Below are 13,569 nucleotides of genomic sequence, written 5' to 3'. Positions count from 1 at the left end.
TAGTTAATTTAGAAAATTAATATTGCTGCTGTTGGTGCCATTTCCAGGCATCCGCAATGATCTTTTCCAAGTTTCGTTCAGCCTTCCAGCCAAGCTCACTAAAAATCTTTTGAGAGGAGGCGACTAGCATGGCAGGATCTCCTGCACGGCGGTCAGCCATTTCTACATTTGCTTCCACACCAGTTACTTTTTCACAGGTTTCAATAACTTCCTTAACCGAATAGCCCAGTCCGTTGCCAAGGTTATAAATCTCTGTTGATTTCTTCCCGGTTAATAATGCCTCGAGTGCGAGGATATGAGCACTGGCTAAATCAGTTACGTGGATGTAATCGCGAATACATGTACCATCTGCCGTATCATAATCCGATCCGAACACCGATACCTTTTCCCGCTTCCCTAACAGTTGTTGCAGGATGATTGGAATTAAATGAGTTTCCGGGTCATGACTCTCGCCAATCACTGCTGATTGATGAGCGCCCGCTGCATTAAAGTAGCGAAGAATCACATAATTTAATCCATAGGATTTTGAGAAATCAGACAAGATCTGCTCAATCATCAGTTTGGAATGCCCATAAGGATTAATCGGTCTGGTTGGAGTTGTTTCATCAATCAGTTCCACATCAGGAATACCATAAGTAGCAGCGGTGGAAGAGAAAATAAAGTTTTTTACATTATTTTTCATCATGACTTTTAACAGAGTAAGCGTTGCTGCCACATTATTCTGATAATATTTCAAAGGATCAACTACAGACTCCCCTACCAAACTAAAAGCAGCAAAGTGCATAACAGCATCGATTGGATAACTTTTAAAGATCATTTGTAAATCTTCTTCATTGCCGAGATCACCTTCAACAAAGACAGCCCGGCTGTCCACTGCTTGGCGATGACCAGTCGTTAAGTTATCGAGAACAACTACTTCTTCTTTTTCTACTAATTCCTTCACAAGATGGCTACCAATGTAACCTGCTCCGCCAACGACGAGAATCATATTCATTTCCCCTTAGCTAGAAATTTAATACCTGTATTATTATATCATAATCTTAAAAAAAACAATTTCTTAAAGGAATATGCATTTATTAACAATAGGAAAATAAGGTTAATTCCACTCTGCATCAACCATTCCAGAATATGGATGTCTTGCAAAAAAAGATGTCAGGTACTCTTTAGTGCCTGACACCCTTCTTTTCTTACGCTACTTGACCGTCTGAATTACGATTTTTTCTCTTTCTATCGGCTTTGAGGACTTTCAAGGAAAGGTAAATGCCTGAACCTGTTAAGAAGATCATGGCGACTGCCACTAAGTCAACCAGCCATTTTACATTCGTTGTGCCGATTTTCCCTTCATGAAGACCTCTAATGATACCGGTGATTGAACTCGTTCCACCTTCTCCTCCAGGGCGGCCACCGAATTGAACTGCTGCGTTTTGTCCTGGTTGACCTTGAGTTTGACCATTTGTCTGTGTTTGACCATTAGCTTTTGGAGCCTGCGCTTGTTGAGTTTGCCCTGCTGCTTGGTTTTGATCTGATGGGAAGGCACCTTGCTGGCCTGCTCCACGATTAAACTGGCCTGGTTGGAAATTGCCTTTATTTCCTTCCATTTGGGTTTGCCCGATTAACCACGGCTCGTTCATGAGCAATCCTGTCACCGACTCGATTAAAATAAAGATAGAACAGATTAATCCAATCCATAAGTGTGCTTTTCTCATTTTTTTCATATACATTCTCCTCATTTCGTTGATTTTATAGATCAAATTGTGTAAAAATGCCGCTGCATTGAACGACCTTTTATAGAAAGTGCCTGACACCAATACTTGATTGGTGCCTGACACCACCAATTATTGGTAGCGAAGCGCTTGAATTGGATTCAATTTTGATGCTTTGTTGGCTGGGAATACACCGAAGACGACACCCACTACAAGCGAGAATAAGAAGGATGATAGAATCACAGTTGGTGAGTATGAAATACTTAAACTCATTAACGACGAGACAACTTTTCCTAATCCTACCCCGAATAAAATTCCGATTAATCCACCCATCGAACTCAACACGACGGCCTCAATTAAGAATTGCAAGAGAACATCCCGTCGTTTCGCGCCAATTGCTTTTCTGATGCCGATCTCCTTCGTCCGTTCTGACACGGACACAAGCATGATATTCATGATGCCGATCCCGCCGACCAATAAGGAGATACTCGCGATTCCGCCAAGCATCATGGTCATCGTATCAGATACGGAACTCATCGTATCCATGACGTCCTGCTGATTTGTCACGCCATAATAGTCACTTTTACCAGGATACATACTAGCGAGTGACATTTTGACCTCGTTCATCACGAAATCCATTTGATCTTCACTTTTGCCTTGTAAATAAACGGTGCTAATTGTCGTACTGCCTACCAACCGTTGCCCCGTACTCAAGGGGACAATCACTACATTATCGCCGCTTTGCCCGAGTGAACTACCTTTCGAAGCCAATACTCCGACTACTTTGAACGAGGTGCCTGACACCTGAATGTATTGACCGATTGGATTCGATGCACCGAAGAAGGTTGCAGCGGTGTCCGCTCCAAGAACCACGATCTTTTGGCGGTACTCGACATCCAAATCGGTAATAAAGCGTCCTTGACTGACCTTCGCATCACGAACGTCTGAGTAAGCAGCATTGGTCCCTGTTAAGGTAATCTGCGAGGACGTCCGCTCTTTCTTCACATAGACCCGGCCAGAAACAACCGGCGCGACCGCTTTTACCCCATCAATCTCACTTAACTTACTAATTTTATCCTCGGATAATTCAATATCGGTGCTATAGGTATTTACCGTCAAAAGGTTGGTTCCTAATTGATTGATTTGGCTCGTAACGTTTTTCGCTGATCCTTGAGCAATCGACACCAGGACAATCACAGACGAGACCCCAATGATGATGCCAAGCATCGTCAGGACCGCCCGGAGTTTATTGCTCCGAATACTCCGAAGCGCCATTTTAATGGATTGCAGCATTCCCAATCAGGACACCCCCATTCTCAAAGAGCTGGCCATCTTGAATACTGACCATTCTTCTCGCTTGTTTCGCAATCTCAAGATCATGCGTAATTAAAATAATCGTATGTCCTAATTCATTCAATTCCTTCATTAACAAAAGAATCTCCTTACTTGTTTTACTATCAAGCGCGCCTGTTGGTTCATCGGCAAGGAGAATCGCCGGCTGGCCAACAAGGGCTCTCGCAATTGCCACCCTCTGCTGCTGACCTCCAGATAGCTGGGTCGGCAGGTGCCCAGCACGGTCCATCAAGCCAACCTTATCCAATCCCTCTAAAGCTCGTTCACGCCTTTCACGAGTTGGCATACCCGCATACAACAAAGGCAATTCCACATTTTCGAGGGCCGATAGTTTACCTAATAAGTTAAAGTTTTGAAAAATAAACCCGATTTTTCGATTCCGAATTGTCGCTAAGCTGTTATCATCCATTTTTCCAATATCTTTACCATCAAGGTGATAGGTACCTTTATTCGGGCGGTCCAGGCAGCCAACCATATTCATTAAAGTGGACTTCCCTGAACCTGAAGGTCCAATGATTGCTAGAAATTCACCTTTTTGAATTTCTAACGACACATCATTGAGGGCATGAACTGTTTCACCGCCAAGTTTATAGGTCTTCATCATATTTTTAATTTCAATAATTGGGGTACTCATTAATTGCCACCCTTTCCGGTTGAACCAGATTGTCCTTGGCCCGCGCCGCTTGGAGGCATTCCGCCGCCAGTCATGGCTCCCATACCGCCCATACCGCCTTGCATCATACCACCTTGTCTATTGGAGGTGGTGCTGCTCGTGGTGAGTTCAGGCAATTGAATCGTTTCACCTGCTGTAACCCCTTCAGTTAGTTCTACATAATCATCCGTCGCAATTCCTGTTTTTACCGTCTTTTGCTCAGTTGTACCTGTGGTTGCAGTGGAATTCGTATCAGTCGCAGAAGCAGTCACAATCACATATTTCTCGTTATTGCTTGTATACACTCCATCAACTGGAACGAAGAGCGCATTTTCCTTACTTTGGGTTAAAATACTTGCTTCTGTACTCATCCCGACTTTTAAGTTTTTCGGTTGATCAATATGAATGGTGACAGCAAATGTGGATGTTCCATTTTCAGAGGTTCCCTCCGCTGCAATCGCTGATACCTTTCCGGTAAAAGTGGTATCAGGATACGCACTCACGGATATGCCGACTGTCTGTTTCTTTTTAATTTTTGTAATGTCCAACTCATCCACTTGGACAACCGTTTGTAAATTCTTGTAATCGGTTAGATGAGCGACAACCTGTCCATTTGTTACCCGTTCTCCATCTGTAAGGGAAATGGTAGTAATTTTACCATCAGCCGGTGCTGTAATCGGGTCACTATCATCGGTGAAAGTAATCAACTCATCACCTTCACTTACGGTGTCACCAGCTGAAACTAATACTTCATCAATTTCGTCATTATCGATGGTTGATTTAATATCCTCACTCGTCACAGGTTCAACAGTGCCGGAACCACTAATTTTAACTTCTAGTTTTCCTTGCTGGACAACGGCGGTCCGGGTTTGAGCCGTTGCTTCCGTGCTCACGGTTTTCGATTTATAGTACTGGAACCCGACAAAACCGATGACCAAAACACTGATAAAAATCCAAATCCACTTTTTCAACTCTATTGACTCCTTTTGCTCCCTGCTGCAATTTCGCCCTTCAACACCAGAGAAGTTTTATTTGATGAGCCTATTATCATGTGCGTTCCTTAACTTATCCTTAAAAAAATAAAAGGTGTCAGGCACCATGTGAAAATTTCACATGGCGCCTGACACCTGAATTATTATTGTTGTTGAAACTGACTCCTTAATAAAATCTTAAGTTTGATGGTGTAACATATAGTAATGAGAGTATTAATCTATTAAAACTATTTACTAATGATGGGCGTAGCACGGGAGGAAGAAAATTATTTGAGCATTTTTTCAAATAGAAGCTATTAAAAACATCTTAGAATGACAAAAAAGCCTCCATTCCTGTACTTAAGAAATGAAGGCTTTTTCTAACAGTTTACTAAACTATTTGAAAATAAACTATTAGCTTTAAAGATTTTTCTGATTGCCTTGTGCATCACGTTCAACTTGCATTTTTGTCACAGGCAGGTATCCTTGTTCTTGTAATAAAGTATTTTGGATATCATCTGACATCATATAATCAAGGAAGGTTTTTGCAAGATCTGTAGCCTCACCTTTTGTATAAGAGTGTTGGTAAGCCCAAACTGGGAATTTACCTGTTTGTACATTTTCTGCCGTTGGTTCAACACCGTCAATAGCAAGAGGAGTTACAGTTTCATCAGTGAAATATGAGAATGCAAGGTAACCAATCGCACCGTCTGTTTCATTAATAATCTTTTTAACTGTGTTTGAAGAATCTTCCGTAATTCCTTCAGCTGGTGTTGCACCATCAAGAGCAAATTTATTAAAAATGGCACGAGTTCCAGAAGAATCAGGACGGTTGACAAGAACGATTTTTTGATCGGCTCCGCCAAGTTCTTTCCAGTTTGTGATTTTTCCAGTGAAAACTTTAATTATATCCGCTTTTTTAATATCTTTAATCCCTACTTTAGGGTTAACGGCAGCAGTCATACCTACTACAGCAATTTTATGGTCAACAATTTGATCCGCTGGGATACCTTCTTTTTCCTCTGCAAAAACATCAGAGTTACCGATTTGAACAGATCCTTCAGCAACTTGTGATAAGCCGGTACCAGATCCACCCGCATTTACTTGAATATCAACTTTAGGATTTTCAGCCATAAACTCTTCAGCAGCTGCTGCTACTAACGGCTGCATCGCAGAGGAACCAGATATGCTTAATGTACCGGATAATTCTTTTACTTCTTCTATTTTTGGTGCTTCCTTCTTAGCAGTACCTTCTTTCTTATCTGTAGAAGTTGTTGTGCCCCCACATGCTGCCATGAAAACCATTAACGCTGCTAGCAAGGTGAGTAGGCTTAAATTTTTCAATCGTTTCATTTCTTTAAATCCCCCTAAGAATTATGATTGTTGTTTGTTTACAGGTATAAGATTAATCCTTTTTTGTTAACTGATTATTAATGGTTTGTATAGTTTTGTAAAGAAATGGTATTGTTTGTAAATTTTTTTTACTTTCGTTCTCTTCAGCAATGCTACGTTCAATAGCAAATAATCCTAATTTATTTCATTGTTTCGAATTTTTGATTTGTGTTGTGCATCTTCCTCCATTAAAATCAACTATATGAAATAAAAATTGAGGTGCCGCATATGAAATTAACGAACGAAGAATTGGAAATATTAAAGCTCATCGAAGAAAACCACAAAATCTCTGTAGAAACAGTTGCTTTGATGGTGATGAGCAGCGAAGAAACCGTTAGAAATACCATTAAAAAGTTAGAAGAAGAAAAGGTGATCGTCAGTTATCCAGCTCTTATCGATTGGAGCAAAGTCGAGGGGCAGGAAAACATTATCGCGATGATCGATGTCAAGGTGACACCGAAGCGCGGAGTGGGATTTGATGCGGTCGCTGAGAGAATTTATCGCTTTCCAGAGGTCACCTCTCTATACCTGATGAGCGGTGCCTATGATTTGTCGATCACGATTGAAGGACAGACCATGAACCAAATCGCAACCTTTGTATCGGAAAAGCTGTCAACGATTGATAATGTCGTTTCAACCACGACGCATTTCATGTTAAAAAAATACAAACATGATGGAGTGATTTTTGGCGGCAGCGATGATAAAGACCGGAGAATGGTGATTACACCATGAAAAAAGAGTACTCCCACTATATATCCGAAACCGCTCGAGAATTACAGCCTTCTGGGATCAGGAAGTTTTTCGACCTAGCTGCCAGTATGAAAGATGTCATTTCATTAGGGGTTGGCGAACCAGATTTCGTAACCCCTTGGAACATTCGCGAAGCAGCGATTTTATCACTGGAGCAAGGCTATACCGCTTATACTGCGAACCCGGGATTATTAGAATTACGGCAGGAAATCTCAAATTACCTTCGGACGAGATTTGCTGTCAATTATGATCCAACAAACCAAATTATCGTCACCGTCGGGGCTAGCCAGGCAATTGACCTTGCCTTCCGTGCCATTTTAAACCAAGGCGATGAAGTGCTGATTGTTGAACCAGCATTCGTTTCTTACGCCCCGTTAGTTGCGATTGCCGGCGGGACTCCCGTCACTATTTCCACATCACCTGCTAATGGGTTTAAATTAACAGCCGAGCAACTCGAAGGAGCGATTACCGAAAAAACAAAGGCCATCTTGTTTTGTTCTCCAAACAATCCAACTGGCTCTACCTTAAATAAGGAAGAACTAAAGGAAATTGCCGCAATCGTGGAAAAGCACGATTTAATCGTCATTTCCGACGAGATTTACGCGGAATTAACCTACGAAGAAACCTATACCAGTTTTGCAGCCATTGAAGGGATGTATGAGCGAACCATCCTAATCAATGGATTCTCAAAAGGGTTTGCAATGACTGGTTGGCGCTTGGGGATGCTTGCTGCTCCTAAAGAATTTGTCGAGGTGATGTTGAAAATTTTTCAATACACCACCATGTGTGCACCAACCATGCTCCAATACGGCGCCCTCGAAGCATTGAAGAATACCTTTCATGAAGTGGAAGCGATGAAGCGAAGCTACCGAATGAGACGGAACTATGTCGTGCATACCTTGAATAAAATCGGTTTGGACTGCCACACGCCAGGAGGAGCTTTTTACGTTTTTCCTTCCATCATGGCAACCGGACTCAGTTCCGAACAATTCGCCGAAGAACTGCTAATGAAGGAAAAGGTCGCGGTCGTACCTGGCAATGTGTTTGGGGAAAGCGGCGAAGGGTATATTCGTTGCTCCTACGCAGCCTCCATGCCGCAGCTGCAAGAAGCCATGAAAAGAATCCAGAAATTCCTTGAGTCAAAGGGAATCTATGGTGAAAAGTTAGTAGAAGAAATAAAAATAAACCAATAACCATAACCTTAAAAGCCCAAATTTGTCCATTAGGACAAGTTTGGGCTTTTTCCATGTGAATTTGATGCCTGACACCAATATTTTTTTAGCCACTCTATTAGTGCCTAACACCGTCCTATTTTGTGACAGACCTCATAATCTATGCTAAAATACTCGAGGAATGGTAAAAAAGGGGTGGAATATTTGAGGTCCTTTCCAAACAATCTTTTTAATAGAATAGATATGAATTATGTTCCTGATCAAGAGTTTCTACAAAATAACTACGAGGTATTATTTGAGAGAATTAAGCTCGTTTCATATATGTTAATTTCTACCTACCCTTGTTTTTTCATCGTTGACTTTTTCCTATTTAAAAAAATGAGCAGTCCTATATTTAAATTCAATCTTTCAGCTATACATATTGCAGGTTTTATCATCTCTCTTTTATTCCTATTCATATATAAATTTTACAGAAATATTCCCAAGAGGGTTATCGTTACTTGGTATATCCTCTGCTATCTACTTATTGGGGCAGCTTCATCTATTAATAGTCAATTATTTACTGGCAATATCTACTCCTATATTATTATTTTATTAGGAGTTGGCGTCTTATTTCCAATGCAGCCAAGAAAACTTTTGATCCTATTTTTGGGTATACATATATTATTCATTACGGGTTTATATCTAATCGAACATGAACACTTCACATTTTTATCGAAAATGATTAATTCAACAGGTACCTTAGTCCTATCATTTTTGATATCCCTATCATTCTATTCGTTTCGTAAAAGTGATTTTTCAAACAAAATGAAGCTTAAAAGGAATGGGGAAAATTTCAGGCGCCTATTCAACCTCAATCCGAACCCGATTATCCTTATAAGGCTTGATAATGATGAGATATTGCTGATGAATCGCCATGCAAGCGAATACTACCATCTGCAAAGTACCGACTCGACTCCATTAAACGGAAAGTTCTTATTTAAAACCGAGGAAGAGAAACACAATATCGTTAGTCGCCTGAAAGAGCAGAAGAGTATCAAAAACTATTGCGTCGAACAACAAATTACTCCTGATATTCGCAAATGGGTCATGTTGAGTTTAGAATTGATCAATTATCTGGATGAAGCTTGTATCCTGATTGGCGTCACAGATATCACAGATTTGAAAAAAAATGAGGAAGAACTTTATAAACATGCTTCGTTTGATATGCTTACTGGAGTGCTTAATCGTCGAAGTGGGCTGGAGCTGCTCAGCCAGCAATTGAGCGCTGGTTCAGAATCTCAAGAATTCATTATCTGCTATATCGATATTAACGATTTGAAAAAAACAAATGATCTGTTCGGCCACTCGACAGGCGATGATTTAATTAAAACTTGCTGTGATACAATCAACCAACAAATTACAAATAACGACGTCTTATTTCGACTGGGCGGGGATGAATTTATCCTTGTCTTCTTCCAAAAGCAAATGAAGGATGTCCAGCAGCTTGTAAGAAACATTAAGCACGGGTTTGAGGAGATTAATGGAAGCAATCAAAAGCCTTATTCCATCTCAGCTAGCTATGGTTTTTATCACTATAAACCAGGCACCGGCATTACACTTGAAAAAATCCTCGAAATGGCTGACCAGGAGATGTACAAAGAAAAATGTGATCAAAAAAGGACAATGATAAACCCAACTCCTAACTCGGTTAGGACAGTTAGTCAAATTTAGTTAATTAAGAAAGAGAACCCCCCCTTTTCGCTTGTTGTTTACAAAGCATGGGGTGGTTCTCTTTTTCGTGGAAGGAATCCTCCCCCTTGTTGGTGTCAGGCACCAGTATAACTGTTACAAAAATAGAACAAAATTAGGGATACCTCTTGTCTTTTTATCTAAAAACGAATAATATAGTTTAAGTCTTAATATAACGTTCGTATTTTGGAGGAACAATGATGTTTAAACTTAAAGAAAATCATACCAATACAAAAACAGAACTGCTTGCAGGGATTACCACCTTTTTTACAATGGTCTATATCGTCGTTGTCAATCCGGTTATTCTTGCCGATGCTGGGGTTCCGTTTGCGCAGGTGTTCACCGCAACTATCATTTCTGCAGTTGTCGCAACCCTCTGGATGGCGCTATTTGCTAATTATCCAATTGCTATTGCACCAGGCATGGGGCTCAACGCCTACTTCTCTTATTCTGTTGTCGGCAGCCATCCGGGGATAACTTACCATACAGCCTTTGCCGCTGTTTTTATTGCTGGTGTTATCTTCGTCATTTTATCGTTAACTCCCCTGAGGGAAAAATTAATTGACGCCATCCCGGATAACCTTAAGCACGGGATTACCGCCGGAATCGGTTTGTTTATTGCTTTTATCGGTTTGCGTCTTACAAAAATTATTACAGCACATCCGACGAATCTTGTCGGTCTCGGCGATCTTCATTCACCTTCCGCTCTGTTAGCGATAGTCGGACTGGCAATTACATTAGTATTGATGGCACTTCGAGTCAATGGGGCAATATTTTTTGGAATGGTCCTAACTGGGCTCATTGCCTTCTTTACCGGCCAGCTTGAATTTACTCATGGTTTTATGGCCATGCCGACTTTGCCAGAAGGATTAATCATTGCTAATCCAGTGACAGCGCTGACCGATGTAATTCAGCACAGCCTTTATGCCGTTGTCTTTTCATTCATATTAGTGACCATTTTTGATACCACTGGTACGTTGATTGGTGTTGCGAACCAAGCGGGTTTAATGAAAGGTGGCAAATTGCCGCGGGCGAGAGAAGCTTTACTCGCTGATTCGATTGGTACTGCAGTGGGTGCGATGTTTGGGACGAGCCCAACAACCGCCTATATTGAATCGACATCAGGGGTCGCAGTTGGAGGACGAACTGGTTTAACTTCCCTGACGGTGGCAATCCTGTTCATCCTGTCCGCCTTCTTCGGTCCACTGGTTAGTACGGTTTCCGGGATTTCTGCCATTACCGCACCGGCATTGATTATTGTCGGCAGTCTCATGATGGGAAGTATTGCAAAAATCCACTGGAATGAGCTAGATGAAGCCTTCCCTGCCTTTTTAACTGTTTTGAGCATGCCGCTTACATCAAGTATTTCGACAGGAATCGCGCTTGGTTTCATCAGTTATCCACTGTTAAAATTAGTAAAAGGGAAGTGGCGTGAAATTCATCCCTTGCTATACGTGTTTGCCGTGTTGTTCTTTATTCAATTGGCATTTTTACAACATTAATTTTAAAAAAAAGAGTGTGAGGCACCTAATGCGGTGCCTCACACTCTTTTTTTGGGTATCTATTTTTTAGGTAGGTCAAGCGCCTGGTACGCTGTCATATACTTTCCGCCATCCGCAACTTCTGAATGGTATAAAGCCTTTAGGGCCGTGTTTTTTTCGAGTCCGTGTTCTACCTTCAACTCTTTTAAGCGTGTATGCAATTCTTTATTATCCTTAATTAACTGCTGCATTTGTGATTTCAAATACTTCATTAGATTGTTAACTCCTTTCAGAAACCAAAGCCGTTCCCCAAGTATAGCATTAATCAACTTTATTTATATTATTTTCTTTTACCATGTCCTTTTAGCCGACTTTTCTCTATATAAAGGGTGAAAGGAGGTGGTTGATCATGGCACAAGCATTATTAGAAGGAACAAAGCTTCGTATGGTCTTTGAGGTTGGTGTGGATGAAAAGGGTGCACCCATCCTAAGAGCAAAAACGTTTAGCAATATTAAAAAGGAAGCAACGGTTGAACAGTTATTTCAAGCATCGCAAGCGATTACTGTTCTATGCAAGGACATGCTGAACAAAGTGGAACGAAATGACAGCACGGAAATTTTAGCGTAATGATATTGGAGGAATAATCTAGCGATGGGAGGTGAGATATATGGCAAAAGTCTTAGATTTACAATTTGGGACGGAGATGGGCAAGACCGTCAGTTTATCAGTCGAAAATCCAAAAGAACCGATTGATGAGGCAGTCGTCAAGCAATCGATGACGCAAATTATCGCAGCTGATATTTTTACTTCAGCAGGTGGTAAGCTTGTCGTTGCGAAAGGCGCACGTGTCATTGACCGTAACGTGACGGACTATGAATTGGTTTAATAAGTGAGAGGCCGATTCCCCTTAGGGACGGCCTTTTTTTAAAAAAGCGAGGTGAAAAAAAGTGGAACAATTGATTCCAATCATTAGCGAGGTTGGATTTCCTATCGTAGTGACCCTTTATCTGCTTTACCGGATTGAGTCAAAGCTTGATATGGTTGTCACCTCGATTCAGAATCTCCCCGAGCGGATGAAGGAACGGATATAATTGCGGAACAACCCCTGACCAAATTGGCGAGGGGTGTTCTTTGTTACCCGAAGCTCGCTACGAATGAGAGTTCGGTCATTTAAGGGCTCTCTTTCTTACCCAAACTGCCATTCATCTGCCCCCTCGGTAACAAAGAAAATTTATCTTTGGTGTAATCCAACCACCAAAATACCATGACAAGCACCTGCACATGTTTGTCCATAGTCACATAACATGTATATATAATCAATTTTTTAGAAATGGAGAGGATGAAATGAAGCTTTATTTAGATCCAGGCCATGGCGGACAAGACCCTGGGGCTCAAGGTCATGGATTGGATGAAAAAGATGTAACATTAGCTATCGCGCTTAAAATACGGTCCATTTTACAAAATGATTATGAGAACATTAATGTGAAAATGAGTCGGAGCAGCGATACGACAAAGAGCTTAAGTCAGCGATCGAGTGAGGCGAATGCATGGGGGGCAGATTTTTTCTTGGCTATTCACATCAATTCCGGCCCAAGCTCAGCCCTAGGATACGAGGACTATATTTATAGTGGCTTATCTAACACTTCTAAAGCAGCCCAATACCAAGATATTATCCATGCCGAAGTTATGAAAGTAAATCAACTGCAAGATCGCGGCCAGAAAAAGGCGAACTTTCACGTGTTACGTGAAACAGATATGCCGGCACTCTTATCGGAAAATGGCTTTATCAGTAATGACCATGACGCCGCACTAATGAAACAATCTTCCTGGATACAAAAAGTAGCACAAGGTCACGTCAACGGAATTGCCAAAGCCTTTGGCCTGAAACGTAAGCCCACTGAACCCCCGAAACCTGATAAACCAGATTCCGGTACGCTATTCAAAGTCATTGCCGGTTCCTTCAAATCGAAAGAAAATGCCGACGAGCGAGTAGACCAACTGAAGTCAAAAGGCATCGAATCATTCGTCGATACCACAAAAATCTCTGGAGAAACATGGTACCGAGTCCAAGCAGGTGCCTTCTCTAGCCGAGAAAATGCCGAAGAACGCTTAGATGATGTAAAAAAGGCCGGCATCAAAGACGCCTTCCTTGTTGCAGAATGAACAAGTATTTAAAGTGTATATTTTGGTGTCAGGCACCGCTTATGTACACTTGTCCGCCCCAAAAGGACACCGCCTTCCAAAAGACCTCCTACCTATCAATAAAAAGAGGGGGTCTTTTGTATGGTTTTTCATGTTTAGCAATTCAGATAGAGTCCACGAGATTGGGTTTACCATAAGATATAGTTGAACGTATTTTAAAA

The 13,569-nt window shown here is 41.4% G+C and carries 15 protein-coding genes; 8 read left to right on the top strand and 7 right to left on the bottom strand.

The features are described from left to right. Positions 1-16: 16 nt before the first annotated feature. The 6 genes from galE to RCG22_RS18335 form a co-directional block, all read right to left on the bottom strand. The gene (gene galE, locus RCG22_RS18360; RefSeq protein WP_308104110.1) at positions 17-988 is read right to left on the bottom strand and encodes a UDP-glucose 4-epimerase GalE; all 972 of its coding nucleotides are present in this window, start codon (positions 986-988) and stop codon (positions 17-19) included. A 199-nt stretch (positions 989-1,187) separates the two neighbouring features. Further along, the gene (locus RCG22_RS18355; RefSeq protein WP_308104109.1) at positions 1,188-1,715 is read right to left on the bottom strand and encodes a PepSY-associated TM helix domain-containing protein; all 528 of its coding nucleotides are present in this window, start codon (positions 1,713-1,715) and stop codon (positions 1,188-1,190) included. Positions 1,716-1,835: 120 nt separating this feature from the next. After that, on the bottom strand, positions 1,836-2,996 hold the full coding sequence (locus RCG22_RS18350) for an ABC transporter permease (RefSeq protein WP_308107200.1): 1,161 nt from the start codon (positions 2,994-2,996) through the stop codon (positions 1,836-1,838). Continuing rightward, complete coding sequence (locus RCG22_RS18345; RefSeq protein ID WP_308104108.1) at positions 2,980-3,690, bottom strand: ABC transporter ATP-binding protein; 711 nt, start codon at positions 3,688-3,690, stop codon at positions 2,980-2,982. Before RCG22_RS18345 ends, RCG22_RS18350 begins: the two co-directional genes overlap by 17 nt. After that, on the bottom strand, positions 3,690-4,679 hold the full coding sequence (locus tag RCG22_RS18340; RefSeq protein ID WP_308104107.1) for an efflux RND transporter periplasmic adaptor subunit: 990 nt from the start codon (positions 4,677-4,679) through the stop codon (positions 3,690-3,692). The genes RCG22_RS18345 and RCG22_RS18340 overlap by 1 nt, the downstream gene beginning before the upstream one ends. A gap of 420 nt (positions 4,680-5,099) precedes the next feature. After that, positions 5,100-6,032 carry a phosphate ABC transporter substrate-binding protein gene (locus tag RCG22_RS18335; protein ID WP_308104106.1) on the bottom strand — a complete coding sequence of 311 codons (933 nt, stop codon included), beginning with the start codon at positions 6,030-6,032 and terminating at the stop codon, positions 5,100-5,102. 267 nt (positions 6,033-6,299) lie between these two features. Between RCG22_RS18335 and RCG22_RS18330 the strand changes: the two genes are divergently transcribed. The 4 genes from RCG22_RS18330 (at position 6,300) to RCG22_RS18315 (ending at position 11,226) form a co-directional block, all read left to right on the top strand. After that, entirely contained in the window at positions 6,300-6,803 is a 504-nt protein-coding gene (locus RCG22_RS18330; RefSeq protein WP_308104105.1) for an Lrp/AsnC family transcriptional regulator, read from the top strand. Further along, positions 6,800-8,014 (top strand): aminotransferase, encoded by a 1,215-nt coding sequence (locus RCG22_RS18325; RefSeq protein ID WP_308104104.1) that lies wholly within the window; start codon positions 6,800-6,802, stop codon positions 8,012-8,014. The genes RCG22_RS18330 and RCG22_RS18325 overlap by 4 nt, the downstream gene beginning before the upstream one ends. Before the next feature lie 222 nt (positions 8,015-8,236). Beyond that, the gene (locus RCG22_RS18320; protein ID WP_308104103.1) at positions 8,237-9,706 is read left to right on the top strand and encodes a diguanylate cyclase domain-containing protein; all 1,470 of its coding nucleotides are present in this window, start codon (positions 8,237-8,239) and stop codon (positions 9,704-9,706) included. Between the two features lie 218 nt (positions 9,707-9,924). Beyond that, a complete protein-coding gene (locus RCG22_RS18315; protein WP_308104102.1) occupies positions 9,925-11,226 on the top strand; it encodes an NCS2 family permease in 1,302 nt (433 codons plus the stop codon). A 59-nt stretch (positions 11,227-11,285) separates the two neighbouring features. Here RCG22_RS18315 and RCG22_RS18310 read toward each other — a convergent pair whose 3' ends face one another. Continuing rightward, positions 11,286-11,477 carry a hypothetical protein gene (locus tag RCG22_RS18310; protein WP_098264041.1) on the bottom strand — a complete coding sequence of 64 codons (192 nt, stop codon included), beginning with the start codon at positions 11,475-11,477 and terminating at the stop codon, positions 11,286-11,288. Positions 11,478-11,614: 137 nt separating this feature from the next. On the opposite strand from RCG22_RS18310, the gene RCG22_RS18305 reads away from it, so the two are divergent. From RCG22_RS18305 to RCG22_RS18290, 4 genes are all read left to right on the top strand, one after another. Beyond that, on the top strand, positions 11,615-11,833 hold the full coding sequence (locus RCG22_RS18305) for a DUF1659 domain-containing protein (protein ID WP_308104101.1): 219 nt from the start codon (positions 11,615-11,617) through the stop codon (positions 11,831-11,833). A gap of 40 nt (positions 11,834-11,873) precedes the next feature. Beyond that, positions 11,874-12,092 carry a DUF2922 domain-containing protein gene (locus RCG22_RS18300; protein WP_308104100.1) on the top strand — a complete coding sequence of 73 codons (219 nt, stop codon included), beginning with the start codon at positions 11,874-11,876 and terminating at the stop codon, positions 12,090-12,092. Positions 12,093-12,153: 61 nt separating this feature from the next. After that, on the top strand, positions 12,154-12,297 hold the full coding sequence (locus RCG22_RS18295; protein ID WP_098262797.1) for a YvrJ family protein: 144 nt from the start codon (positions 12,154-12,156) through the stop codon (positions 12,295-12,297). Between the two features lie 253 nt (positions 12,298-12,550). Continuing rightward, positions 12,551-13,369, top strand: coding sequence for an N-acetylmuramoyl-L-alanine amidase (locus RCG22_RS18290; protein WP_308107199.1), 819 nt, complete (start codon positions 12,551-12,553; stop codon positions 13,367-13,369). The last annotated feature ends 200 nt before the right edge of the window (positions 13,370-13,569 follow it).

The organism is Neobacillus nitrireducens, assembly GCF_030915405.1.
Classification (GTDB): Bacteria; Bacillota; Bacilli; order Bacillales; family Cytobacillaceae; genus Neobacillus.
The sequence above is the reverse complement of the archived record's forward strand: the minus strand, read 5'-3'. Positions and strand labels throughout refer to the sequence as shown.